26 protein-coding genes are annotated in these 26340 nt (G+C 45.3%); 1 reads left to right on the forward strand and 25 read right to left on the reverse strand.

From position 1 onward, the window contains the following. Positions 1–33: 33 nt before the first annotated feature. The 14 genes from B6K08_RS02785 to argC all read right to left on the reverse strand — a co-directional run bounded on the left by B6K08_RS02785 (position 34) and on the right by argC (position 13315). A complete protein-coding gene (locus B6K08_RS02785) occupies positions 34–1401 on the reverse strand; it encodes an SPFH domain-containing protein (protein WP_080325312.1) in 1368 nt (455 codons plus the stop codon). Positions 1402–1640: 239 nt separating this feature from the next. Continuing rightward, entirely contained in the window at positions 1641–2195 is a 555-nt protein-coding gene (locus B6K08_RS02790; RefSeq protein WP_080325313.1) for a GerMN domain-containing protein, read from the reverse strand. 15 nt (positions 2196–2210) lie between these two features. After that, positions 2211–3287 carry an N-acetylmuramoyl-L-alanine amidase family protein gene (locus B6K08_RS02795; RefSeq protein WP_159446671.1) on the reverse strand — a complete coding sequence of 359 codons (1077 nt, stop codon included), beginning with the start codon at positions 3285–3287 and terminating at the stop codon, positions 2211–2213. Positions 3288–3303: 16 nt separating this feature from the next. Next, entirely contained in the window at positions 3304–3504 is a 201-nt protein-coding gene (locus tag B6K08_RS02800; protein ID WP_080325315.1) for a DUF3006 domain-containing protein, read from the reverse strand. A gap of 1 nt (position 3505) precedes the next feature. Continuing rightward, the gene (locus B6K08_RS02805; protein WP_234985177.1) at positions 3506–4474 is read right to left on the reverse strand and encodes a ComEC/Rec2 family competence protein; all 969 of its coding nucleotides are present in this window, start codon (positions 4472–4474) and stop codon (positions 3506–3508) included. Positions 4475–4487: 13 nt separating this feature from the next. Next, positions 4488–4670 carry a hypothetical protein gene (locus B6K08_RS02810; RefSeq protein ID WP_027396322.1) on the reverse strand — a complete coding sequence of 61 codons (183 nt, stop codon included), beginning with the start codon at positions 4668–4670 and terminating at the stop codon, positions 4488–4490. A 183-nt stretch (positions 4671–4853) separates the two neighbouring features. Further along, complete coding sequence (gene argH / locus B6K08_RS02815) at positions 4854–6284, reverse strand: argininosuccinate lyase (RefSeq protein ID WP_080325316.1); 1431 nt, start codon at positions 6282–6284, stop codon at positions 4854–4856. 1 nt (position 6285) lies between these two features. Beyond that, the gene (locus B6K08_RS02820; protein WP_027396320.1) at positions 6286–7497 is read right to left on the reverse strand and encodes an argininosuccinate synthase; all 1212 of its coding nucleotides are present in this window, start codon (positions 7495–7497) and stop codon (positions 6286–6288) included. Between the two features lie 79 nt (positions 7498–7576). Next, positions 7577–8509 carry an ornithine carbamoyltransferase gene (gene argF, locus B6K08_RS02825; protein WP_039205914.1) on the reverse strand — a complete coding sequence of 311 codons (933 nt, stop codon included), beginning with the start codon at positions 8507–8509 and terminating at the stop codon, positions 7577–7579. Further along, complete coding sequence (locus tag B6K08_RS13670; RefSeq protein ID WP_159446672.1) at positions 8510–8671, reverse strand: hypothetical protein; 162 nt, start codon at positions 8669–8671, stop codon at positions 8510–8512. It lies immediately after the preceding gene. A 199-nt stretch (positions 8672–8870) separates the two neighbouring features. Beyond that, on the reverse strand, positions 8871–10064 hold the full coding sequence (locus tag B6K08_RS02830) for an acetylornithine transaminase (RefSeq protein WP_052211715.1): 1194 nt from the start codon (positions 10062–10064) through the stop codon (positions 8871–8873). A gap of 24 nt (positions 10065–10088) precedes the next feature. After that, positions 10089–10976, reverse strand: coding sequence for an acetylglutamate kinase (gene argB, locus B6K08_RS02835; RefSeq protein ID WP_039205942.1), 888 nt, complete (start codon positions 10974–10976; stop codon positions 10089–10091). 22 nt (positions 10977–10998) lie between these two features. Next, positions 10999–12210, reverse strand: coding sequence for a bifunctional glutamate N-acetyltransferase/amino-acid acetyltransferase ArgJ (gene argJ / locus B6K08_RS02840; protein ID WP_039205913.1), 1212 nt, complete (start codon positions 12208–12210; stop codon positions 10999–11001). Positions 12211–12277: 67 nt separating this feature from the next. Beyond that, entirely contained in the window at positions 12278–13315 is a 1038-nt protein-coding gene (gene argC, locus B6K08_RS02845; protein WP_080325317.1) for an N-acetyl-gamma-glutamyl-phosphate reductase, read from the reverse strand. A gap of 191 nt (positions 13316–13506) precedes the next feature. Between argC and B6K08_RS02850 the strand changes: the two genes are divergently transcribed. Next, the gene (locus tag B6K08_RS02850) at positions 13507–14250 is read left to right on the forward strand and encodes a transglycosylase domain-containing protein (RefSeq protein WP_143254818.1); all 744 of its coding nucleotides are present in this window, start codon (positions 13507–13509) and stop codon (positions 14248–14250) included. A gap of 149 nt (positions 14251–14399) precedes the next feature. Here the strand turns inward: B6K08_RS02850 and B6K08_RS02855 are convergent, their stop codons facing one another. The 11 genes from B6K08_RS02855 to purF form a co-directional block, all read right to left on the reverse strand. Continuing rightward, the gene (locus B6K08_RS02855; protein ID WP_080325318.1) at positions 14400–15128 is read right to left on the reverse strand and encodes a hypothetical protein; all 729 of its coding nucleotides are present in this window, start codon (positions 15126–15128) and stop codon (positions 14400–14402) included. Between the two features lie 116 nt (positions 15129–15244). Continuing rightward, on the reverse strand, positions 15245–16114 hold the full coding sequence (gene sdaAA, locus B6K08_RS02860) for an L-serine ammonia-lyase, iron-sulfur-dependent, subunit alpha (protein ID WP_080325319.1): 870 nt from the start codon (positions 16112–16114) through the stop codon (positions 15245–15247). 11 nt (positions 16115–16125) lie between these two features. Next, on the reverse strand, positions 16126–16788 hold the full coding sequence (gene sdaAB, locus B6K08_RS02865) for an L-serine ammonia-lyase, iron-sulfur-dependent subunit beta (RefSeq protein WP_080325320.1): 663 nt from the start codon (positions 16786–16788) through the stop codon (positions 16126–16128). 144 nt (positions 16789–16932) lie between these two features. Further along, the gene (dapA, locus tag B6K08_RS02870) at positions 16933–17817 is read right to left on the reverse strand and encodes a 4-hydroxy-tetrahydrodipicolinate synthase (protein ID WP_080325321.1); all 885 of its coding nucleotides are present in this window, start codon (positions 17815–17817) and stop codon (positions 16933–16935) included. 116 nt (positions 17818–17933) lie between these two features. Further along, positions 17934–20864 (reverse strand): insulinase family protein, encoded by a 2931-nt coding sequence (locus B6K08_RS02875; protein ID WP_080325322.1) that lies wholly within the window; start codon positions 20862–20864, stop codon positions 17934–17936. Between the two features lie 121 nt (positions 20865–20985). Continuing rightward, positions 20986–21237: a hypothetical protein gene (locus B6K08_RS02880; protein ID WP_052211724.1), complete on the reverse strand. Its 252-nt coding sequence runs from the start codon at positions 21235–21237 to the stop codon at positions 20986–20988. A gap of 49 nt (positions 21238–21286) precedes the next feature. Further along, entirely contained in the window at positions 21287–22567 is a 1281-nt protein-coding gene (gene purD / locus B6K08_RS02885; protein WP_039205952.1) for a phosphoribosylamine--glycine ligase, read from the reverse strand. Further along, entirely contained in the window at positions 22567–23160 is a 594-nt protein-coding gene (locus B6K08_RS02890; protein WP_027396307.1) for a hypothetical protein, read from the reverse strand. Before B6K08_RS02890 ends, purD begins: the two co-directional genes overlap by 1 nt. A 26-nt stretch (positions 23161–23186) precedes the next feature. Next, a complete protein-coding gene (gene purN / locus B6K08_RS02895; RefSeq protein ID WP_039205953.1) occupies positions 23187–23801 on the reverse strand; it encodes a phosphoribosylglycinamide formyltransferase in 615 nt (204 codons plus the stop codon). Continuing rightward, positions 23794–24846, reverse strand: a complete 1053-nt coding sequence (gene purM / locus B6K08_RS02900; RefSeq protein ID WP_080325323.1) for a phosphoribosylformylglycinamidine cyclo-ligase — start codon at positions 24844–24846, stop codon at positions 23794–23796. The genes purN and purM overlap by 8 nt, the downstream gene beginning before the upstream one ends. Positions 24847–24858: 12 nt before the next feature. Next, positions 24859–26277, reverse strand: coding sequence for an amidophosphoribosyltransferase (gene purF / locus B6K08_RS02905; protein WP_039206105.1), 1419 nt, complete (start codon positions 26275–26277; stop codon positions 24859–24861). Positions 26278–26340: the final 63 nt, after the last annotated feature.

The raw sequence follows: 26340 nt of genomic DNA on the forward strand, positions 1-26340 counted from the left end.
TATGTTATTTCAACTAAACTTCATCAGCCATCCTTACTGGATGTCGTTTTCATCAAATGCATCACCACATTCAGGGCAGAATTTAGGTGGATTATGTGGATCCTCTGGCTGCCAGCCGCACTTATCACACTTGTAAAGAGGAGCATCTGCTGGCTTCTTGGCACCACAGTTAGGGCAGAACTTACCCTGATTTACACTGCCACAGCTGCAGGTCCAGCCTTGAGGCTCTGGCTTCTTTGCACCGCACTGAGTACAGAACTTGCCAGTATTTTCATTACCACAAGAGCACTTCCAGCTATTTCCAGCTGGAGCCGCTGCAGCTGGTGGTGGAGTCTGAGGTGGCTGAGGCTGTTGAGCCTGTTGTGCTTGCTGCTGTTGCATTGCTCCCATCTGCATCATCTGGGCAGCATTATTGCCCCCCATATTACCGGCCATACCCATGCCCATGAATGCCCCCATAGCGCCCATACCACCGGACTCGTTGGAGGCTGCCATCTTCATGCTGTCAGCAGTGGCACCAGCCATCTGAAGACCAGCCATGTGTGCATTGCCCATGCTGGCATAACGCTGGAAGTCCTTAATCTTTTCTTCGTCCTCATCACTGGCCTTTACGCTGCTCACACCGAAGGAAACGATTTCAATTCCTCGCAGATCACGCCATTTCTGGCTTAGGAGATCATTAAGAGTATCTGCCAGCTCATCCACATGACCTGGAATACTGGTATATTTAATTTCCTTCTCGGACAGCTTGGACAAAGCCGACTGCAGCTTAGTCATCAACTCAGATTTAAGCTGGCTGTCAATGGATTCTCTGGAATAAGAATCCGTTATATTGCCACTAAGATTAGTGTAAAACAGAACAGGATTGGTTATCCTGTAGCTGTATTCACCGAAGCACCTCAGTGAAACCGTCATACTGAGGCCACTACGAGGATCAAAGGTTTCAAATGGCACGGGGCTTGGAGTACCATATTTGTTGCCGATGATTTCCTTGGTATTAACAAAATATACCCGCTGATCCTTCCCCGGATCTCCGCCAAAGGTAAAGCGCTTGCCTATTTCACCAAAAATTGCCTTTACATTGTCTGCCAAACCGCCAGTAAATACAGATGGCTGGAGGGAAGTGTCATATCTGTACTCACCTGGCTCAGAGCAAATATCTACCACCTTGCCCTGCTCCACGATAATCATACACTGTCCCGTATTAACAGCCACCACAGACCCGTTGGAAATAACGTTATCCTCAGCACTGGTATTGGAGCTGCGTCCTTGACTGCTGGTTCTCTTTTGCCCCTTCACAATAAGCAAATCAGCCGGAATACTGTCACAATAAATAAATTCCTTCCACTGATCCGCCAAAGTACCGCCAACGGCTCCCATAGCTGCTTTAATAAGACCCATAGAATATACCTCCCATACAAAGAATTAAACCCTTAACAATCGTTATTCAAATCAACAATACTACAATTATTTATTCTATATTTATTATAAAAAACCTTTTATTATCCAAATAAATATGACTTTTGCTCCATAAGCGGAAAAAATAAATACTGCTTCTCATATAAAAAGAGACACCTTCCGTGTATTGCCTAAGCAATATCGTGAAAAGTGTCTCATACTTCTTTATACTCTATAAAATTTTATTTAAGCAACTCATCCATGCGGGAAAGTGGCTTGCTGACATCCATGTGTCCCTTCAGTGTCTCCACGTTACGGCCATCAATGGTTATCTGCACCTTCTTAATCTCCGGGAATTCCGTAAGTGTATTAACAACGGAACCTACCAAGAACTCCTCACCAGTAGATCCGCCATTGAAGTGCTTTATAAGCCCCTTGTCAAAATCCACCTTGGCTGTATCGCCGTTGACGGTTACCCCCAACAGCTTGGCCTGCTTTGGTATTACTGTAGTGAGTTTACTGTCGTCAGTGCCTTCCATAAGCGCATCCATAGCAGCCTTATACTTGGTGGTACCAGCAACCTTCACAGTCTTGTCAACAGCCACCAGCTTAGTGGCATCGCTATTTGGGAAGTACACCTTAATCTTGATTTTTTCTTCTGCTGGTTTTTCAGTCTTGTTCTCCACCACAGTATTGGTGCTCTTATTAGACTGCTGGTTATTATCCTTATCGCAGCCAGCCACCACGAGGGTCATAAGTACAAGCATCATTGCTGCAATAATCTTTGTTATTTTCATTATGGATAATCCTCCTTATTTTCCAATATTTTGGAAGTAATTGCTTATACCCTTGCAAATAGCCAAGGCCATGGTATGCTGAACCTCTGCACTGGCCAACATATTTTCCTCATAAGGATTTGATATAAATGCTGTTTCAACCAAGGTTGCCGGAATCCATGAATTTCTCAGCACGTAGAAATTTGCACTGTGAATCCCCCGGTCATGAAGTCCTGTTGCAGCAACCATTTCATCTTGAATGAGCTGAGCCAACAGGGAATCCCTGGAGCTGTGGCCATAATAATATGTGCCGGTACCATGGGCTGATGAATTGGTAAAGGCATTACAGTGAATGCTGACAAATATATCCGCCTCAGGATGACGACGACTCACGTTGACACGGGCCTGCAGCTCCTGTTTATCAGTAGCATCAGGTCCATATACATCCACATCGGTGGTACGGGTCATTACCACGTTGACACCATTGCTTTCCAGAATACGTGCCACATCCAAGGAAATATTAAGGGTTACATTTTTTTCTTTAACATAGCTTGGACCAATAGCACCCGAGTCACTACCGCCATGACCAGGGTCAATAACCACTGTACGTCCCTCTACACCATACAGCTTTTCATCGCCTATGGCCTTATTAGAGGACCCCTTATCTGCTGCAATCTCGACTACAAGGCGATAAGGCTTTTTGGCCTTTTTATCAGCTTCGGCGGTATAAACCTTGTATTCATGGTCCTCCAAAGAATCTGTCACCGCAATTGTGGCCACCATATCCCTATTTTCATTTTTCAAGGTCATATATCTGGCAATTTTGCGGTCAAGACCAATATTTTTCTTTACATCTCCCCGATTGGTGTTATTCATCTTTATAATCAGCTGAAATGGCTTATCGGGGTTCTGGCTAACCTCGTATTCAAGGTCACCCTTGTTCATGCCCATTTCGATGCGGACCCAGCTTCTTCCGTCATCGTCTTTAAAGTTATTGTATCGGAAATAATTTAATGTGTGATTTACAGCCGCCTGAGCTGTTAAACTGCCTGTCCCCATTATTCCCAGAACACAGCAAATCACAATGAGCAACCTACACCATATTTTCTTCAATGACATTCGCTCCTTATTAGTCTTCCATAAGCTCCATGGCTTCTTTCAAAGCCGCCTGGGTTGATTTTTTATCTTTTTTAATATCCAGCTTTATGTAATTACCTTCATTGATATCATCTGGTAACAGCTTACAGGGAATCTCAATCTGATACTCCTCATCCCCCAGCAGTATAATAGCCAAACCTTCTTCAATTCTGTCAACATATCCTGAAATCATTTTACCGCTCTCCTTTTACAGAATAGGTATTACCATCAGTTGTAACAGTTACTGTACCGTCCTTGTCAGTTTCCAAGACATTAATATTCAGCTTTTTAAAGGTCTGCATGGTTTCCTTGTGAGGATGCCCATATTTGTTATTAGAGCCACAGGAAATAATGGCGTATTCCGGCTGTACAGCCTTCACGTAATTAAAAGAGGAAGAAGTGTGGCTGCCATGATGCGGTGCCTTATACACCTTACACTTTAGGCTATTGCCATAAGCTGCCAGCAAATCCTTCTCCACTTCCTTTTCGGCATCACCGGTAAGAAGCATGGAAAAATCTCCTAAGGACAATATCCCCACTATAGATTCATTGTTAACATTGACCTTCTTGTCTGCCTGTAAATCCCGCGTATCATTTTCAATTATCTGAGATGTTGGATTTAACACCTTGAAGGAAACACCATTTCCAAAATCCAGTACATCCCCAGCCTTGACCTTTATCTGCTTTGTGCCCTGGGCCTTTGCCGCTTTTAAGGCATTGCGAAAAGCTCCGCTGGCAGACGGGATTCCATTATGAATTAATTCCGTAACCCCATACTGCTTTATTACCTTGGCCGCTTTACCAATGTGATCCGCATGGGCATGGGTCATAATCAGCTTGTCAATATGGGTAATGCCCTCCTTGTCCAGAGCTGCAAAAAGCTGATTGTTATCCTCATTCTTGCGATTATCCTCCCGATATTTGTCATCACCGGTATCTATGAGAATAACCTGTTCTCCGGTATTAATGAGAATTGCATCTCCCTGCCCCACATCAAGCACCTTTACTGTAAGCTGCCCCTTGGACTGTGTTTCCGCAGCAGCTGTAGTGCCAGTATTATCCGTAGCTCCATTATCAGAAACAGCCCCCTGTCCACAGCCTGATACCAGCATAGCCAAGGTAAAAACCATAACCACAAGATATCTATACATATTCTTTGTCATTTTAGCACCAACCTTATCGTTTATTGCGCACATTGACTACATAAAGTCTGATACCCAACATAATAAGCCATGCAACAACACTGACTATAAGCACATAATCAATGGTCTGCAGGTCATTAAAGTTGGTCAGAAACAGGACTACTACAATAAGCACCAGCATAAGCCAGTCAGACTTATTCATTCCTTCTATCTTCATGAGAACCTCCTCATTTTAAACGCTAATCCGGTACGAACTTACATACTGCTTTATTATACATCAGTTGTTCTTTTTTTCCATCGACAATAGATGAATTTCAGTAACTCCATAGCTACAGGCATACGCCACTAACAACTAAAAACGCCCCCACCTATGGCAGGAGCGTTCTTGCTATTAATTTGATTATGGTTTCACAGTAACCTGTTTATTTGTCTTGTCATCTACAACTGCGCTCTCCAAATCCATAATTCCATGAGCCTGCTGCAGCTGCATTTCCACCTGGCTATAGGAGGTTCCACCGTAGGAGTTACGATTCTTCACGCAGGTCTCCGGACTGATGGCATCGTAAATGTCTTCATCAAAGAGATCGGACAGGTCCTTAAACTCCGTCATGGACATATCGGCCAGCCACTTGTTTTCCTCAATGCAGTGATGAACTGCCTTTCCGGATACGGCATGGGCCTGTCTGAACGGCATGCCCTTCTTTACCAGATAATCCGCCAAATCCGTAGCATTGGAGAAATCCTCTGCCACAGCCCTGCGCATAACCTCTGGGCGAACCTTCATACCCCGCAAAATTCTGGCATACACTGCCAGACTGAATTTAATGGTATCAATGGTATCGAAGATACCCTCCTTATCCTCCTGAAGGTCCTTATTATATGCCAAAGGCAGCCCCTTTACAGTGCTGAGCATAGCCATAAGATGACCAACCACACGGCCAGTCTTACCGCGTACCAGCTCAGATACATCAGGATTCTTTTTCTGTGGCATCATGGATGAACCAGTACAATGGGCGTCATCCAGTTCTATAAAGAAGAACTCTCTGGAACACCAAAGGATCGTTTCCTCGCTGAGTCTTGACAGATGAACCATCAAAATTGAAGCAGCTGATAAAAATTCCATAATATAGTCTCGGTCAGAAACCGCATCCAGGCTATTGGAATAGATATTCTCAAAATTTAACTGTTCTGCTACATATTTCCTGTCAATAGGGAAGGTAGTACCAGCCAAAGCTCCGGCGCCCAGTGGCATAATATCACAGCGCTCATATACTCCTACAAAGCGATCAAAATCCCTTTTCAGCATGGAGAAATAAGCCATCATATGATGTGAGAACAGAACTGGCTGAGCCCGCTGGAGATGAGTATAACCCGGCATAATAACATCACTGTATTTTTCTGCCGTCTCCACCAGAGCCTTCTGCATATCCAAAAGCAGCTTCTGTACCTCCACCACCTGGCGACGAATGAACATGTGGGTATCCAAAGCCACCTGATCGTTGCGGCTGCGGGCGGTATGAAGTCTGCCACCAGCATCACCAATGGCATCAGTAAGGCGCTTTTCAATATTCATATGAATATCTTCCAAAGCCACCTCAAAGGAGAAGGTGCCTTCCTCTATTTTCTTATATATGTCCTTCAACCCAGCGATAATGGCATCCCGATCCGCCTCGGAAATAATACCAACCTTGGCCAGCATGGTGGCATGGGCAATAGAGCCAGCAATATCCTCGGCATACATCCGCTTATCAAAATCAATTGAAGCCTGAAAATCATTTATCATCTCGTCAGTGGACTTGGAAAAACGTCCGCCCCAGAGCTGTTCAGCCATATTATTTACCTGCCTTTTCCTGCATAAGTGCACGAACCTTTAATGGAAGACCGAAGAGGTTGATGAAGCCCTCAGCATCTGCCTGATTATATACATGATCCTCCTCGAAGGTTACGAATTCCTGATTATAGAGAGAATATGGAGACTTGGCGCCAGCACTCATAATATTACCCTTATAGAGCTTGAGCTTAACGGTACCAGTAACACTCTCCTGAGTGCTGTCTACGAATGCAGACAGTGCCTCACGAAGCTGACAGAACCACATACCATCATATACCAGCTCACCAAAGCGAATAGCCACGCCCTCCTTGAAGTGATAGGTCGCGCGATCAAGGCACAAATACTCCAGTTCACGATGGGCATAGTAGAGAATTGCTCCGCCTGGGTTCTCATAAACGCCACGGGACTTCATGCCAACGAGACGATTCTCACAAATATCCACGATACCTACGCCGTTGCGGGCACCGATTTCATTGAGCTTATTTAAGAGCTCCACAGCTCCCATGCGCTCACCATTTACAGCTACCGGAACACCCTTTTCGAAGCAAACAGTAAGCTCCTCCGGCTTATCCGGAGCATCCTCCGGTGCCTTGGAAACCAGGAACATCTCATTATTTGGAGCATTCCAAGGATCCTCCAAATCAGAGCCCTCATGGGAAAGATGCCAAATATTCTTATCCATGGAATACTTCTTGTTATCAGTTGGGATATCAATATTATGAGCCTTGGCATACTCAATCTCCTGGGTACGGGAAAGAAGCTCCCACTCACGCCATGGAGCAATAATAGCCATATTAGGAGCCAATGCCTTTACAGTCAGCTCAAAACGAACCTGGTCATTACCCTTACCAGTAGCACCGTGTGCAATGGCGTCAGCACCTTCCTGCTTGGCAATCTCCACCAGCTTCTTGGCAATCAAAGGACGGGCAAAGGAGGTACCAAGGAGATATTTTCCCTCATATACGGCACCAGCCTTAAGGGTAGGCCATACATAATCAGTAAGGAATTCCTCAGTGAGATCAGCGATGTAGCACTTGGAAGCACCAGAACGCAGTGCCTTGTCGTGAATAGCCTGCATATCGTCCCCCTGTCCGATATCAGCGCAGCATGCGATAACCTCGCAACCGCCATAGTTTTCCTTCAACCAAGGAATAATTACTGAGGTGTCCAAGCCACCGGAATATGCCAATACAACCTTCTTAAACTCTGCCATAATCATTATCTCCTTTATATATGTTCTTCATTCGACAGAAAATGTTTCCTGTCTAAAATTACAATAATACAATACTTAATCAGTCACCCATAAGAAGTGCCATAATAGCCTTCTGGGTGTGAAGTCTGTTTTCTGCCTCATCAAATATTACGTCGGCATAGGCCTCCATAATTTCATCGGTGATTTCCTCTCCCCGATACGCTGGTAAGCAATGCATTACGATAACACGCTTGTCTGCTTCCTTAAGGAGCTCGGCATTGACCTGATAATCCTTGAAGATTTTCTTGCGCTCATCGTGCTCTGCCTCTTGGCCCATGCTGGCCCAGGTGTCGGTAACCACAATGTCTGCCCCCTTGGCAGCCTCAAATGGATCTGTTACCAGTTTAATGGATGCGCCAGTTTCCTTGGCATCCTCAATGGCGTTTTTCATCACCTGCTCATCTGGCTCGAAGCCCTTTGGGGTAGCCGCCACGAATTCCATTCCCGCCTTGGCACAACCGTACATATATGAATTGGTCATGTTATTGCCATCACCAACATATGCCATTTTCAGCCCCTTAAGGTTTTTGCCCTTGTGCTCCTGAATGGTGAGAAGGTCAGTAAGAACCTGACATGGATGTAATAGATCAGTCAAGGCGTTAATAACCGGTACATCAGACCATTGAGCGAATTCCTCTACCCTGTCATGGCCGTAGGTACGAATCATAATGCCGTCCAGATAACGGGACATAACCCTTGCGGTATCCTTAATAGGCTCTCCCCGCCCAAGCTGCAAATCACGGTTAGACAGGAACAGGGCCTGACCGCCCAGCTGATATATACCAGTCTCAAAGGACAAACGGGTACGGGTCGAAGACTTCTCAAAAATCATACCCAAGGTCTTGCCTTTCAACAGGTGGTGTTCAATACCCGCCTTCTGTTTGGCCTTCAGCTCATGGCCCAAAGCCAATATTTCATTTACCTCATCCACGGACAAATCATGGATTGAGAGTAAATCCTTGCCTTTTAACATCTATCTAACCTCCCAACCGTTGAAATACTTTTGTACGCCAACGGTATATATTATACTACAGTTTTCGGATATTTTCATCTGATTATGTGGAATAGGACGGCGAATGATTACCTTGAAGTCGTCGTATTCTACTTCTATTAGCAGCATTTTGTATATTTGCATACTCTTAAGCTGGGAATGTTACCTTTCACGACGACTTCGTCGCTAAAACCATTTTTTTCGTTATTGGAATAGCAGGAAAAATCATAACTCGCTTCGCTCAAACAAATGATTTTTTCAGCTAATGCAGGTGTGAAAAAAATAGTTTCCTAACGCTCCTCAGTCTAAGTGTTCAAGGTAATCATTCCCAGCCTTTATCTATTCATTTAAAATCAGGCAAAACAGACTCTAATATATCGCATACCTCATCAATGTGTTCCTTGGTAACAATCAAAGGTGGCACAAATCTCAACACATTACCAGCGGTACAGTTAATGATAGCACCCTTTTCCAGACAGGAGTTTACAATATCCCTTCCTGGCTTGGTAAGCTCCATACCCAAAATAAGCCCCATGCCCCGCACCTCTTTTACAAGGTCTGGGAATTTGTTCTGGATTTTCTCCAGACGGGATTTCATATAATCACCCATAGCCTCTACGTTATCGAGGAACTTATCATCCCCTACCAAATCAAGCACCACATTGGCTGCAGCACAAGCTAGAGGATTGCCACCGAAGGTGGAACCGTGATCTCCTGCATGGAATACGGCTGCCACCTTATCAGAGGCAATAAAGGCACCAATTGGTACCCCGCCGGCCAATCCCTTGGCCAAGGTTACAATATCCGGCTTAACGCCAAATTTATCATAAGTGAAGAATTTACCGCTGCGACCGATACCTGTCTGGATTTCATCAAATATCAGCAGGGCGTTGTGCTTATTGCAAAGCTCACGGACCTTGGTTAAATAAGCACCATCTGGAACATGCACGCCGCCTTCGCCTTGAATAGGCTCCAGCATAACTGCTGCGGTTTTATCACTCATTATCTTTTCCAGGGCTTCTATATCATTATATGGAACATAATCAAAGCCCTCAGGAAGTGGGCCGAAGCCCTCCTGATACTTTGGCTGACCAGTTGCCGTCAAAGTGGCAATGGTGCGGCCATGGAAGCTGTGAACAGCTGTGATAATCTGGGATTTATCTGCATCAATGCTATGGGCATACTTACGGGCCAATTTAATGGCTCCCTCATTGGCCTCCGCTCCGGAATTTCCAAAGAACACCTTATTAAGTCCGCTTAATTTGGTGAGCTTTTCCGCCGCATCAGCCTGTACTTGTGTGTAATAGAGATTGGAACAGTGAATCATTTTCCCCGCCTGTTCGGCCACTGCCTTTACCAGCTGAGGATGATTGTGCCCCAAGACATTTACAGCAATGCCTCCCAGAAAATCGATGTATTTCTTCCCATGGGTGTCATAAACATAGACCCCGTCGCCATGGTCCAATACGATTTTGTATCGGGCAAAGACCGGAAGATAGTCTCTGGCGTCCTTTTCATAAATCTGTTCATCAGTCATATATGTACACCCTTTCATTATCAATCATTTAATAACCTGAGTACCAATACCACTGGAGGTCAGCAACTCCAATATTATGGAATGGGGCTGGCGACCATCTATAATGTGAACCTTGTTGGTACCACTTTCAATGGATTTAAGACAGGCTTCGATTTTTGGAATCATGCCTCCGTAAATTATTCCAGTTTTAATATAGTCCTTGGCCTCCGCCACTGTAAGAGTAGAGATAAAGGTATCCTTGTCCTCAAAATCCTTATAAACTCCTTCAGTATCTGTAAGCAACAGCAGTTTTTCTGCCTTTAGGGCGCCAGCTATTTCCGCTGCCACATAATCAGCATTGATATTGTAGCTTTCGCCGTCATCGCCTACACCGATGGGGGCGATAACTGGAATATAGCCGTTATCCAACAGAGTATCCAAAATGGACGTGTCAATGGCGGCCACCTGGCCTACATAGCCGATATCCACATTGGCCTGCTTTCCTGCTTCATCATATACAGTAGCCAGCTTCTTGGAGGCTCTAATAAGTCCCGCATCCTTGCCGCTAAGGCCCACTGCCTTTACACCGCGGCAATTAAGCATATTTACAATATCGGAGTTTACCTTGCCGTCAAGGACCATCTCCGCTATTTCCACTGTTTCCTCATCGGTTACCCTAAGACCACTGACAAAGGCAGACTGTTTACCCACCTTCTTTAAAAATTGGGTGATGTCCGGGCCACCGCCATGTACGATTACCGGCCGCATCCCCACATATTTCAGCAGGCTCACATCCTCCATAACCTTCTGCTTTAGTTCTTCGTTTATCATAGCATTGCCACCGTATTTTATAACGATGGTTTTGCCGTAAAATTCTTGAATGTATGGCAAGGCCTCAATAAGGGTGCCTGCCTTTTTTTCTGCATGCTCCATTATAGCCATGTAAATCACCTCATCAGGTGTGATACTCACCGTTAATCTTTACATACTCATAGGAGAAATCACAGCTCCACACTGTGGCAGTGGCATCTCCCATGCCCATTTCCACATTGATTTCAATATCATGCTCTGCCATTACCTTGGAAAGCTCATCCATATCAAATTCTGCTCCTAAGCCATTGGCATAAACAGTAATATCACCAAATTTAATTACAGTCTTTTCAGGCATCATTGGAACCCCGGCATAGCCCACAGCACAGATTACCCGGCCCCAGTTAGGGTCTTCACCGAAGAAAGCGGTTTTAACCAATGGAGACTTGGCAATGCTCATGGCCACAGTCTTGGCATCCTCAAAGGTCTTTGTACCATGTACGTTAATGGTAAGGAACTTGGTAGCCCCTTCCCCATCTGCAGCAATACGCTTGGACAGCTCCTGACAGATAGTTTTTAGGGAATCATAGAACACCTTATAGTCCTCAGTCCCCTCCTTGATTTCCGCATTGCCGGCCTCACCATTGGCCAAAACCAGTACGGTGTCATTGGTACTCATATCACCATCCACGGAAATCATATTGAAGGAAACCTCCACGATGTCAGACAAGGTCTTTTGCAGGAGAGGTGCAGCTATGTTGGCATCCGTGGAAATATAGCAAAGCATGGTAGCCATATTTGGCTGAATCATGCCAGAGCCCTTGGCAATAGCACCAAAGCGAACCTCCTTGCCTCCGATCTGTACGGAGAAGGAGCATGCCTTGGAATAAGTATCTGTAGTAATAATGGCGTTTCCGGCATTCACACTGCCATCCTCAGAAAGTTCAGCTGCAGCCGCCTTAATACCAGCTGCCATCTTATCCATAGGCAGATTAACACCAATAATGCCAGTGGAACCAACAAATACATCATAAGGATCACATCCCAGCTCAGCAGCTGCCAGCTTGGCCATTTCATGGGCATTCTTCAGCCCCACTTCGCCGGTGCAGGCATTGGCACAGCCGGCATTTGCCACAATAGCATGAGCCTTGCCGTTCTTAAGATGTTCCTTATCCACAATAACCGGAGCCGCAGCCACGGCATTCTTGGTAAATACCCCAGCAACAGCTGCTTCCTTTTCAGTATATATCAATGCTAAATCCAGATTGCCGCTCTTTTTTATACCAGCCTTGACACCAGCAGCCTTAAATCCCTTAGGGAAGGTTACGCCGGCCTTTGCATTTTTCTCAGAAAACATTTTTTATTCCTCCTATATAACTGTAACGCCTTCACCAAGATGGGGAAGGTAATAATTTCTATATTAATTAAGGGTACATTGGCACAACATCCAGCCCCAGCTTTTCGTCAAAGCCACAGGCAATGTTGAAATTTTGAACGGCCTGGCCAGCCGCCCCCTTCACCAAATTATCAATGGCAGAAAGGACAATTACCCTGTTGGTTCTTGGATCAATGTGCCAACCCAGTTCACAATAATTGGAGCCCCGTACATTCTTGGTGGCTGGATAACCATTTCTACCGAGAAGTCTAATAAAGAACTCCTTGCCATACATTTCCTCATAGGCTTTGTCAACCTGCTCCGGCTTCACTCCGTCCATGAGCTTTGCATAGCATGTGCTCAAAATTCCTCTGGACATTGGTACCAGATGAGGTGTGAAATTAAGCACTGTTTTTTCCCCGGACAGCTCTGTCAACGCCTGTTCAATTTCCGGTGTATGACGATGGTTAGCTACGCCATAGGCTTTGAAGCTATCATATAGCTCCGGAAAATGATTTGGCAGCTTTGCTCCCCTGCCTGCTCCGGAAACTCCTGACTTGGCATCAATTACAATAGTATCCATATCGATAAGCTTTCCCTTAGCCAATGGTGCCAGAGCCAAAATGCTGGCAGTGGTATAACAGCCTGCATTGCCGATTATCTTGGCATCCTTTATCTGAGCTCTGTAAAGCTCTGCCAGTCCATACACTCTAGGGGCATCCTTGTGGATATGCTCCACCTTGTACCAGGCCTCGTACACCTCAGTATCATCAAAGCGGTAATCCGCACCCAAGTCAATAATACGGGTTGGCTTATCCTCCAACGCCTTCCCCACCTTCATGGCATGGCCATGAGGCAAGCCTATGAAAACAAAATCACTGTCATTACCTATTTGTTCCATCTCACTCATACTGATGAGCTGTTTATCGTAAATTCCTCGCAAATGAGGGTATATATCAGAAATATTCTCACCTGCATGGCTTTCAGAGGTAATATGCACCACCTGAGCCTCAGGATGATTATGTAATATTCTCAACAATTCGGCACCGGCATAGCCAGTTGCACCAATAACGCTTACCTTCTTCATGGTCGATTCCTCCTTGTCAATGAGTAGAGTATACACCTTTTATTCATAAAATGCAAGATTTTAGTAATAATTATGCACTGTTATACATAATATTTATTACTTTTTAGCTTGGAAATGGAAAATTACGAACAACTGTGTTAAAATTAATTGCGTTACCAATTATGATTCATTAAAGAAGGAAAATATATAGCATGATGTTCTTAATTAGATTACTTAAACGGCTTATAATACTGGCCATTCTGTTTGCTGTTATGTTCTGTGGGGCCTATTATTTTTCTGGTGGCACCATTTTCTTTGAACCGGCCACTGCCCTGCGAATTAATCGTATTATTTTTCTTGAGCGGGAAGTTAACAACTCCTTGGACCGTGACAATTACGTTTCCATTGATGAAATGCCGGAATCCCTGACCCAGGCAGTGGTGGCCGTGGAGGATAACCGTTTCTACACACATCATGGCTTTGACCCGGAGGGAATTGGCAGAGCTGCCTTGGTAAATCTCCAATATGGCGAAGTAAAGGAGGGAGCCAGCACCATCACCCAGCAGCTGGTAAAAAATATGTTTCTGTCCCAGGACCAGACCTACGGCCGAAAGGCGGAGGAATTACTGCTGGCCCTTGATATGGAGCTACACTACTCCAAGGAACAGATTCTGGAAATGTATCTGAATACCATTTACTTTGGCTCCGGCTTTTACGGACTAAAGGATGCCTGCAAGGGCTATTTTGACAAAACTCCTGACCAGCTTGCGTTGCCTGAGGCCGCCATGCTGGCTGGTATTCCCAACGCTCCTTCTGTTTATTCCCCTTATGAAAACTTTAAGCTGGCCAAGCAACGCCAGTTTATTGTTCTCGATGCCATGGTACGGGCAGGCTACCTTAGAGAAAACATTGCCGAGGATGCCAAAATAAAACCGTTGTATCTTGCCCATCAATAATCTATCCAGATGATAAATACCAACCCAAGGAAAAGTTCATAGGCACAGCAATACTTTTCTGCAAAATTGAACAATTAATAATCTGCATATAAAAAAGAAGCCTTTACGAAATGAAAACATTTCATAAAAGCTTCTTTTAATTTTAAATATTATTCTTTGCCCCAGCCACGACCTACTCTGTGGTCAGGTCTCAGATATCTGTCCAAATCATTTTCAACGATTTCCTGAGCCTTCTGCTTAGCCAGCTTTTCCTTCTTGTACTTCTCGTAGTTTTCCTTACCCATCTTCAGGATAAGCTCATCCTCTTCCTTCTTCTCCCTTGCTACAACCTTGATTCTATTGCTGTAGGCATTGAAGAAATCACGGCAAATTTCTTCATAGAGCTTTGTGTCACGAGGGGTACCCTTTGGAGCGAGCTTTCTGTAGGAATACAGTACCTCATGGGACTTGGAATCCACAACATCAAAGAATACATTAAGACGGGTATCATTGGATACAGTGCAAACGATATACGCATCACCATAATCCTTAACTCTTTCCTTAAAGAGCTCCAGTGCCTTATGACGACCCAGACGATAGATATCGATATGTTCCTTATTGTTTACGGTTCTACAAAAATCCTGATAGGACATATAAGAGAACTGATTCTTCTTGTTGTTCTTTACAGCCTGATCGTAAATCATCTTGGTAAGCTCTTCAACAGTTGGCTCCTCATCCTGTGGAGAGAACTGCGGATTACCAATTACGAAGGACTTTGCATCCAGCATACCATAGCTGTATACGGTTTCCTTTGAAGTACCCACTTCCCAGGCAAATGCAAACTGGGTGCCAAAAACCATAATGCACATCACAGTCAGCAGCTGTATAATCTTCTTCATTAAAATTACCTCCATAAAAGTCTAGTTTTAATCCCTAGTAAAGTTTAATATAAACAGTCATATTTGTCCATTAAAACATGATTAAACTATCTATGATAAAATTCAAAGGATTAACCTTAGCCAAAGACTCGCTTGGAGATTTCTTTACCCGTCTTGGTAAGCGCCAATCCTCCCTCAGCAGTTTCCTTAACGGTACGAGGCAGGCTCCGTCCAATACGGTCCATAGCATCAATTACCTCATCCACTGGAATAACGGATTCCACTCCAGCCAAAGCCATATCCGCTGCCACCATGGAATGGACAGCCACAAAGCCATTTCTTTTGACACAAGGCACCTCCACCAGTCCTGCTACCGGATCACAGGCAAGGCCCAAAAGATTTTTTATAGCCAAAGCTACAGCATGTCCCACCTGGTCAGGAGTACCTCCCGCAAGCTGTACCATAGCACCGGCAGCCATACCAGCTGCCGTGCCGCACTCCGCCTGGCAGCCACCATAAGCACCTGCAATGGAGGCATTGGCCTCTATTACCAAGCCGATACCAGCTGCAGTAAACAATGCATCCACTATTTCTTCTTCCGTATTATTATTCTTTTCCGCTGCTGTTTTAATTGCCGCTGGAACAATACCACAGGACCCTGCTGTTGGGCATGCTACAATACGGCCCATTACCGCATTAACCTCACTGACGCCCACAGCACTGGCCGCAGCTGTCATAACCGTTTTCCCTGTATAGCTATTATCCCTATGGGCATAAATTTTTATGGCATCTCCCCCTGTGAGACCACTAAGGGACTTATCCTTGTTTGATACTCCACGCTCAATGGATTCCTGCATTACCCGCCAGTTATCCTCCATGGATTTCAGCATATGCTCCTCACTGTCAAAGGAATGCTCCTGTTCATATTCCATGGTGATTTTACCAATGGAAGTGTTTCTCTCTTTTGCCAGCTCAATGAGCTCTTTTATGGAATTAAAATTTACCATGGTACCCTCTCCTATATAGCTGGTACTGCAAAGGCATTTTCGATAACGCCGGTGCTGCGGCAATCCTGAATAATATCCTCTGTCAGTTCCTCATCTGTCTCAATTATCATCATAGCCTGCTGACCCCGGTTACGCCGGAACACCCGCATAAAAGCAATATTTACACGATGCTTTGCCAGTACATCGGAAATATCCCGAATAACCCCTGGCTTGTCCGTATGAATGATAATCAAGGATGGATATTGACCAGTGAGAGCTATCTGGAAGCTATCAATGTTCCTCACCTCAATATTGCCACCGCCTACAGAGGCACCGCCAACAGTAATTTTGCGTCCATTAATGCCGGTAAGGATAAACACCGCCGTATTAGGATGAGCATCCCCTAAATCCACTGGTGCAAATGAATAATCCAGTCCGCGTTCCTTGGCAATATCCAAGGCATCGCGAATTCGTTCATCCTCAGGGGAAAAGCCCAACAAGCCACCTATTAAGGCCTTGTCGGTACCATGTCCCCGATAGGTTCTGGCAAAGGAACCATGCAATAAAATCTCCGCTTTTGCCACCGGTTCCCCTAAAATTTTCCCTGCCATAAGCCCTAATCTGGCCGCACCAGCCGTATGGGAGCTGGATGGTCCAATCATAATGGGCCCAACAATGTCGAAAACTCCTCTCATAATAACCTCCTAAATATCCCCTGGCATAGCCTTCCCCTCAAAAGCTATCCCCATAAAAAAGAGCTGCAACCTATGCAGTTGCAGCCCTCGACATCAATCCTTCGACAATCCTACAACCGTTTTAGGATTGTATATTAAGAAGTATTACAGGAGCTTGTGTGCTTCCAAACACTTCTTCAGTAACGCCTCATGCTCTGGCTCCATCTCCGTTAATGGCAAGCGCAATGGACCAGCATTATATCCCTTCATACGCATAGCAACCTTAACAGGAATAGGATTTACCTCACAGAAAAGAGCACCAATCAAATCGATGAAATCAATCTGCAGCTGGGCAGCCTCCTTCACCTTGCCGTCAAAGAACAGCTGGCAAATGTCATGGGTCTCCTTTGGGGCCACATTGGACAATACGGAAATAACCCCCTGTCCCCCCAAAGAAAGAATAGGAACGATCTGATCATCATTGCCGGAATAAACTGCCAGATCATCACCACACTCATGGCGGATCTTGGCTATCTGGGACAGATCTCCGCTGGCTTCCTTAACAGCCACGATTCGTGGGTGCTTGGAAAGCTCCTTATAAGTGGAGAGCTGAATATTCACACCGGTGCGTGAAGGCACATTGTACATGATTATTGGAATATTAACAGAATCTGCAATAGCAGTATAATGCTTAACCAAGCCCTTCTGGGTACATTTATTATAGTATGGAGTAACCACCAGCAGTGCATCTGCCCCCACCTTCTCAGCATACTGGGAAAGCTGAATGGCATAGGCTGTCTCGTTGGAGCCGGTACCTGCAACCACAGGAATACGGCCAGCAACCTTCTCCACTGCATATTTAATAGCGGCTTTATGTTCTTCATCAGACATTGTAGCGGACTCGCCCGTAGTACCAGTAATTACAATGGCATCTGTGCCACCAGCAATCTGATCCTCAATAATACGGCCCAGCTCCTCGAAATTGATTCCATCTTCGGTAAATGGTGTAATAATGGCTACGCCAGCACCTCTAAAAACAACATCCTTCACAAAAAAACCTCCAAACATTGTCATGTTACATAACCAAGTTAATTTGCATAACCAACATAATTATTGCATGGTGACCAAACAAAGTCAATGAAAGTCCTTATTAAACATAACATATCTTAGTCCATTACCCGTGTCATTATGTCAAATACAGCCTTATTTTCTTCCAAAACAGTTTCGTTGCCAAAAATACATATATTATCAGCCTTCATGGCAGCCTCAATTGCCGGAGCAAGCTTTCTTATATCCTCTGGAGTGGTGGAAAGAATCTCATCCCTTACCTTTTGGCGCTGCTCCTGGCTGTATTTTCTGAAATACAGGCTCTGGGCAAAGCTACCCATCATTTTTGGAGTCAATGGCATATCAGCATTGCTGATGGTACCAATAATATACTTGGTCATTTCCCGTTCATCCGCATCAAAATTCTTCAGGAAATCAGCGGTTTCATCAAAGACCTGCAGTGTTTCCTTCAGCTTTGGATCTCTGTAGGACAGGAACATCACATTACCATTGCTGTTAATGCTGGTCATGGCACCATAGGCACCGCCCTGAACCCTTATTTTTATCCAGAAGTATTCGTATTTTAACATTACCTCCATTACACGGAGATACCCCGGCACATCATAACCCAGCTTAATAAGGTTGGCACCCTTGCCCACATACTGCACCTGACTGGATGATAAGAGAGCCTCCTGATGGTTCTCTACCGGTAAATCATAAGAACAGCTAGCAGCACGGTCAGCCTCCTTGTTTGCCTTCAAGGCCTCAATAAGCACCTTGATTTCCTTTTCGAACATACCATAATCAGCCTTAGGCATAGTAACGCCAATGGTAAGTCGCTTGGAGCTAAACAGCAATTTCTTTATCTGCTGGAGCTTGGACTTAAAATCCTCGAAACGCTCATCAAAATTATCTGCCAAATCCTTCAATATCGGATAAAGTGACAGCTCACCCATTTCCTCAAATACACCATCCTTGGAGATAAAGGATGCCAGACGGCTACGGGCGACAGATACGGAAGAATTCAGCATCTCCATTTCCATGCCCACCTTGGATTGGACAATCAGCTCCTTGAGGCGTGTATCATTCTCAAAGATGGTTTCATTAATGACCTCATTCATCAGTTCCACTGCAATAGGCAAATTGCGATAGAACACCTTGGAGGTAAGTCTGAACATAGGACGGAACTCATCAGGCTTGCCAGAAATAGGGAATACATCAATATCTCCCCCCATACCTCCAGTGTAGAAGGTCATCTTCTTGCTGAGCTCCACATAGTCATTGGATTTGGTATCCACCCGTCCCATAAGGTCATTAAACAGGAAGGCATAAGGCACCAGCTCCTGTGGAATAACATCCATATCGAAATATACGGAATAATATACAATTCCCTTGGTGTCCACATCGGAGAAAAGCACCTTAACGCCGTCAATTTCCTTCTCCTCCAGCGGGAACACCCTGGCCTTAGGATTAATATCAGAAATTTTAAGCAATGGGATAGTTGCCAGTGCCTCTGGGCTGTCAGGAGTCTGCTGACGTTTTTTCAGCTTTGCAGCAGCATCTATAAGGCCCTGAATTTCCTCTGGGGTCATGCCTGACTTCACCTTGGCCAGCTGCTCCTCCATCTTTTTTGTATTTTCAGCCGCCATAGTAACACTTGGCTTTAATACCACCAATGCACCAAATTTATTGTCCAGCAGCTTAGTCTGAATAAGGTCCTCATAATATCTGGTGGACAGCTTCTCGCGAAGGGACACCAATAAATCCTCATAGCGCAGCATGATAAGTGGATCCCTATCATAAAGCCAGCTGTTCATAAGGGTCAAATTGTAGATAAGTCCCTTTGGGGCAGTACCAAAATCAGATTCACGAAGACGAAACTCCATACGGTTCAAAGTACCCTCCAAAAGATTGCGGTCAATGCCCTCTTTAACAAGCTTAGCCAGGGTAGTACGGATTATATCCACAAACTTGTCCGCATGCTGTGGCTCAGAACCGTTCATCTCAATACTAAAGAATGGCTGGAGCATTGCACCTTCAAAGCTGGAGGACACATCCTGACCAATACCAGATTCAATAAGGGCCATTCGCAAAGGTGAAGCGTGATTCTTTAAAAGAGCCTCCTCTAAAAGGGACATAGCCAGCAGATCTTCCACCTCATCAGTATCTCCTGCAACTACGGAATAGGACAGGAAAGTCTTGGCCTCGGTGGTTTCCGCCTCACCAATTGGATAATCAGCCACCACTCGCTTAATTTCGTTGAAAGCCTTCTGCTCCTCAATGGTGGAATCCACATCCACAATGTCAAAGTTGCTAAGGTATTCCTCATCAATAAACTTCAGCTGCTCCTCAATATCCATATCGCCATAGAGATATATGTAGCTGTTGGCTGGGGAATAATACTTTCTATGGAACTCCTTAAACTGCTCATAGGTGAGGCTCGGAATGGCCGCCGGATTACCACCGGACTCTTTGGAATAGGTAGTATCAGGGTAAAGGGCACGCATTATTTCATTTGCAAGCAAATCCTCAGGAGAGGACAGGGCCCCCTTCATTTCGTTATAAACCACACCACTGTACTTTAATGGCTCATCCTGCTTTTCGATTTCATAATGCCAGCCCTCCTGCATAAGGATTTCAGGATTTTCCAGCATTACAGGATAAAATACCGCATCGAGGTAAACATCCATAAGATTGTGGAAATCCTTGTCGTTGCAGCTGGCCACAGGATATATGGTCTTGTCCGGATATGTCATGGCATTGAGGAAGGTGTTAAGGGACCCCTTCACCAGTTCTACAAATGGCTCCTTTAATGGAAATTTTCGTGAACCGCAGAGAGTAGAATGCTCAATAATATGGGGTACACCAGTATCATCCGTTGGAGGGGTGCGAAAGGCAATGGAAAATACCTTATTATCATCCTTATTCTTTAAATATAAAAGACGGGCACCGCTCTTAACATGTCTAAATTCAAATGTGTCAGAAGCCACCTCTGGCACATGGTCGGTTTTTATCAGCTTAAAGCCATGAATAATGTCATTTACTTTCATAAAAAATGACCTCCTTAAGTACTCACTAATGTAATAAGTATAGCATAAAATACCCTGTATATAAAAACGGACACAATAAAACTGCCCCATGAAAAACACAGGGCAGTCTAAAATACAACTATCAGTTTGCGTCCTTGGAAATGGTCTGCTCGCTCTTTCCCAGCACCCATCCCAAAACCTTAAGTTCTGCGTATACCATAACCTTCTGCTCACGAAACTCAGCCTTGGCAGCCTTAAGCTCCTTATACTTCTTGCAGGAAAGATTATATCTGGCAGTAATTTCTGCTGAGCTTCTCATTTTTTCAGGCCTATTGACAGCATGGTCCTTCACCAATTTATTAACATTCGCATTAACATTTTCATTAACGACCATTGAGCTCACTCCGTTCATTAGATTATGCTTCAAGTATACAGCAGTTTTATCACTTCTTCAAGCGTTCCAAAGCCCAATGGGCAATATCATGGCGGAAGTGGGCAGCCTTGAAGTGAATCTTGTCCACAGAGGCGTAGGCAGAATCCACTGCTTCCTTGATACCATCAGCCTTGGCAACCACACCAAGTACACGTCCGCCATTGGTGTAGATATGGCCGTCCTTTTCGGAGGTACCGGCATGGAACACAATGTTGCCACCAGCCTCAGCCTCCTTAAGACCAGTTATCTCATCACCCTTATTGTAGCTCTTAGGATAGCCACCGGCAGCCATAACAACACATACAGCCGCCCCCTTGCTCCACTTCACCTCAGTTTCAGCAAGAGTGCCATCAATGCAGGAGAGCATAACATCCACCAAATCACTTTCCAGAAGTGGCAGAACCACCTGGGTTTCAGGGTCACCAAAGCGGGCATTAAATTCCACAACTCTTGGTTTTCCGTCAGTCACCATAAGACCTGCATAAAGGCAACCCTTATAAAGACGACCTTCCTTTTCCATAGCCTTAATGGTTGGTTCGAGAATCAGCTTCTGGGTTTCAGCCAACAGCTCAGGAGTACCTACTGGAGCAGGGGCATAGGCACCCATACCACCAGTATTTGGTCCCTGGTCATTATCGTTTACACGCTTATGATCCTGGGAAGGAACCATTGGAATAATGGTCTTACCGTCGGTGAAGCAAAGTACAGAAACCTCCTCACCATCCATAAATTCTTCAACCACCACACGACTCCCAGCATTGCCGAAGGCACCGTCACCCATGATTTCATCAATGGCCCCCAGTGCTTCATCCAGAGTCATAGCCACAATTACACCCTTGCCTGCAGCAAGTCCGTCGGCCTTAATAACAATAGGAGCGCCCTCAGCTTTAATATATTCCTTGGCTGCTGCCGCATCAGTAAAAACCTCGTATTTGGCAGTAGGGATATTGTATTTCTTCATAAGGCCCTTGGAAAAGGCCTTGGAGCCTTCGATTTCAGCCGCAGCCTGTACTGGTCCAAAGGCCTTGATACCAGCAGCATTAAAGGCATCTACCGCACCATTGGTAAGGGGTACCTCCGGACCAACTACTGCCAGCTCCACATTATTTTCCTTGGCAAATTTCACCATGGAATCGTTATCGGTAATGGAAATCTCAGGAACGCACTCTGCCAAAGAGGCCATACCAGGATTGCCAGGTATCGCGTAGATTTTGTCAGCCTTGGCACTCTGGCTCAGCTTCCATACCAAAGTGTGCTCCCTTGCGCCACTGCCGATTACTAAAATATTCATTACTTGTTCACCTGCTCCATAAGATAATTCTGAATGCAATCATCATACTCAGAAGTATGCTTGAAGGCCTCCTGAGCCAGCTCCATACGAAGCATACCGCTTACGCAGCCGTTCTTGGCAATCTCATCAGCCACCTGGTCATAACGGCTTGGATTAGTGATAACGGTAACGTACTTAAAGTTCTTGGCGGCTGCACGAATCATGGCAGGGCCACCAATATCAATATTCTCAATAGCCTCAGCCAAAGCAACCTCCGGCTTGGAAATGGTTTCCTTGAACGGATAGAGATTTACTACGACCATGTCAATAGCGGTAATCTTGTGCTCCTTCATGGCCTGAACGTGATTTGGATTGTCACGGACAGCCAGGATACCACCATGAATCATAGGATTCAGTGTCTTTACACGGCCATCCATAATCTCCGGAAAACCGGTAACATCACTAACATAGATTACCGGAATACCAGCATCCTTAATAGCCTTCATAGTGCCACCGGTGGATACGATTTCCACTCCTGCAGCGTGAAGCTTCTTTGCCAGCTCAACCACACCAGTTTTGTCAGATACACTGATTAATGCGCGTTTGATTTTCATAGTAAAGTCTCCTTTATTATTAAAAATTAATTTTTTATCCGAACATGACGTTCGCCCACGAGCTCCAGCTTTCCGTCAACATAAAGCTCAATGGCCCTTGGATAAAGGATATGCTCCTTTTCCAGCACTCTGGCTGCCAGAGTCTCCTCTGTATCATTCTCCAAAACAGGCACAGTATCCTGCAAAATAATTGGACCATGATCCATACCCTCATCCACGAAATGAATAGTGCAGCCCGATACCTTGGTACCGTACGCCAGCACATCCCGGTGGGCGTGGGCACCTCCAAAGGATGGCAACAGAGACGGATGAATATTTAAAATCTGATGTCTGTATTCCCCTACAAAATACGGACTCAAAATCCGCATAAACCCGGCCAATACCACAAGAGTAACACCAGCATTTCTAAGCTCAGCCACCAGCTGCTCCTCAAAATCCTGCTGATCCTTGCATTCCTTGCGGTTAATGCAAATACTCTTGATGCCATTTTCTCTGGCCACGGCGAGGGCCCTGGCTTCAGGCTTATCAGTAAGCACTATTCCTACCTCAGCCTTAATCTGGCCGGATTTAATAGCAGCCAAAATAGACTGCATATTGGATCCCCGACCAGAGCATAGAATACCTAATATATGCTTACTCATTGAACACGCCGCCTTTGGTAATAACCTCGTGATTGCCAGTAGTTACATGGCCAATCTCATATACAGGCTCATTCTTTGCCTTAAGATCGGCCTTGATAGCCTCAGCATCCTCACGGGAAACGATAAGGACCATACCAATACCCATATTAAAGGTACGATACATTTCCTTCCAATCCACATTACCCCACTTTTGCAGGAGCTTGAAGATGGCAGGAACCTCCCAGGCAGTAGTATCCACTACACAGCCCATATTATCAGGAAGGGCACGAGGAATATTCTCGTAGAAGCCGCCACCAGTAATATGAACCATGCCGTGAATATCGTATTTCTCTATGAGTGGTAAACAGGTCTTAGGGTAAAGTCTGGTAGGAGTAAGAAGCTCCTCACCAATGGTCTTCCCAAGCTCATCAATGAACTCATTTCCCTTGTAGCCCATCTTTTCAAAAACTATCTTACGAACCAAGGAATATCCATTGGAATGAACACCGGAGGATGGCAAAGCCAGCAGCACATCATCCCCCTTTACCTTTTCAGAGGTAATAATCCTTGACTTATCCACCACGCCAACTGCAAAGCCAGCAATATCGTATTCACCCACAGGATAAAAGCCGCTCATTTCAGCGGTCTCACCACCAACGAGGGCACATCCGGATTCTTTGCAGGCGTTGGCAACGCCCTTTACCACAGCAGCCACCTGCTCAGGGTCCAGCTTACCAACTGCCAGATAATCCAAGAAGTAAAGTGGCTCAGCCCCCTGTACCAGAATATCATTAACGCACATGGCCACAGCATCCTGTCCAATGGTATCGTGCTTGTCCAGCATAAATGCCAAACGCAGCTTGGTACCAACACCATCAGTACCAGAAACCAATACTGGCTCCTTATACTTGCCGGTATTTAGGGCAAAGAGACCGCCAAAGCCTCCCAAATCCCCCAAAACCTCAGGGCGATAGGTGGCCTTAACACTATCCTTGATAAGCTTTACAGAGTAATTACCAGCATCAATATCAACACCGGCGTCACGGTAAGTCAGCTTTTCTTCCATTTATATCCCCCATTAACAATTTGTCTTTTTCTTTCTAGTCTCAAAAATATACTTATCTGCCTCAGCCGGAGACTGGGTCTTCTGCTGAATAGGATAACCTCCATTAAAGCAGGCAAAACACATATTTTTAGGATTAAGCTCCGGCACGCAGCTCTTCAGCCCATCCAATGAAAGGAAGTGCAGGGAGTCAGCTCCTATGTATTCCCTGATTTCCTCCACGGTCTTGGTAGCTGCAATGAGCTCCTTACGAGCCGAAGTATCAATACCATAAAAGCATGGGAATCCGATAGGCGGCGAGCTGATAACCATGTGAACCTCTTTAGCTCCCGCATCCCGTAGCATTTTCACTATTTTGCCGGAAGTGGTACCACGAACAATGGAATCATCAATTACGATGACAGATTTGCCCTTTACCACAGACTTCACAGGATTCAGCTTCAGCTTAACGGCAGTATCTCTCTGCTTCTGACTAGGCTGGATGAAGGTTCTGCCAATGTAACGGTTCTTAATAAGACCACTGACATAAGGAAGTCCAGCCTCGTAGGCATAGCCGGAGGCCGCCACATTACCTGAATCCGGAACGGAAATCACAATATCGCCCTTGCATTTTGCCTCTTTTGCCAGTATACGTCCCATTTCAAAACGGGACTCATGGACACTCTGACCATCAATAATAGAGTCAGGACGGGCAAAATAAATAAACTCAAAAATGCACATGGATGGCTTTGCCTTGGCAAATCGATGGGATTCCAGACCATTTTCGTCAATAACCACCATTTCACCTGGCTCCACATCACGGACAAATTCTGCTCCCACCACATCAAGGCCGCAGCTTTCAGAGCTAAGAACATAGCCCCCATCCTCCAATCTGCCAATGCAAAGAGGTCGGAAGCCCTGAGGGTCCCTGGCTCCAATCAGCTTATCCTCAGTCATAATTGTGAGACAGTAAGCACCCTTGATTTTCTTTAGGCTATCGATGATTTTTTCTTCAACAGTAACCTTCCGGGAACGGGCAATAAGATTTACGAAAACCTCTGAATCAATGGTAGTCTGAAAGATAGTACCACTTTCCTCCAGCTTGCGGCGAATCTCACCGGCATTGGTCAGATTACCATTATGAGCCAGAGCGATCTTGCCACCGGAATAGGACACCATCAAGGGCTGGGTATTTGCCAACAGGCTGGAACCTGTAGTGGAGTACCGCACATGGCCAATGGCAATGTACTGATTTTCCATCTGAGGAATCTGATGGCGGAACACCTCCCGCACAAGGCCCATTCCCCGGCTCACATCCATCCAGGCACCGTCAGTTACGGCGATGCCTGTGCTCTCCTGGCCCCGGTGCTGCAAAGCAATAAGACCATAATAAGTCAATTCGGAGACATTGAATTCCCGGGAGTAGACGCCAAAGACGCCGCACTCCTCCTTCATCTTGTCTTCTTCTAAATCAATCACTTTAAACCTTCCAATCTAAATCAATATGCAATTTTTATC

The sequence above is a fragment of the Anaerovibrio lipolyticus DSM 3074 genome, from assembly GCF_900141865.1.
Taxonomy (GTDB): Bacteria; Bacillota; Negativicutes; order Selenomonadales; family Selenomonadaceae; genus Anaerovibrio; species Anaerovibrio lipolyticus.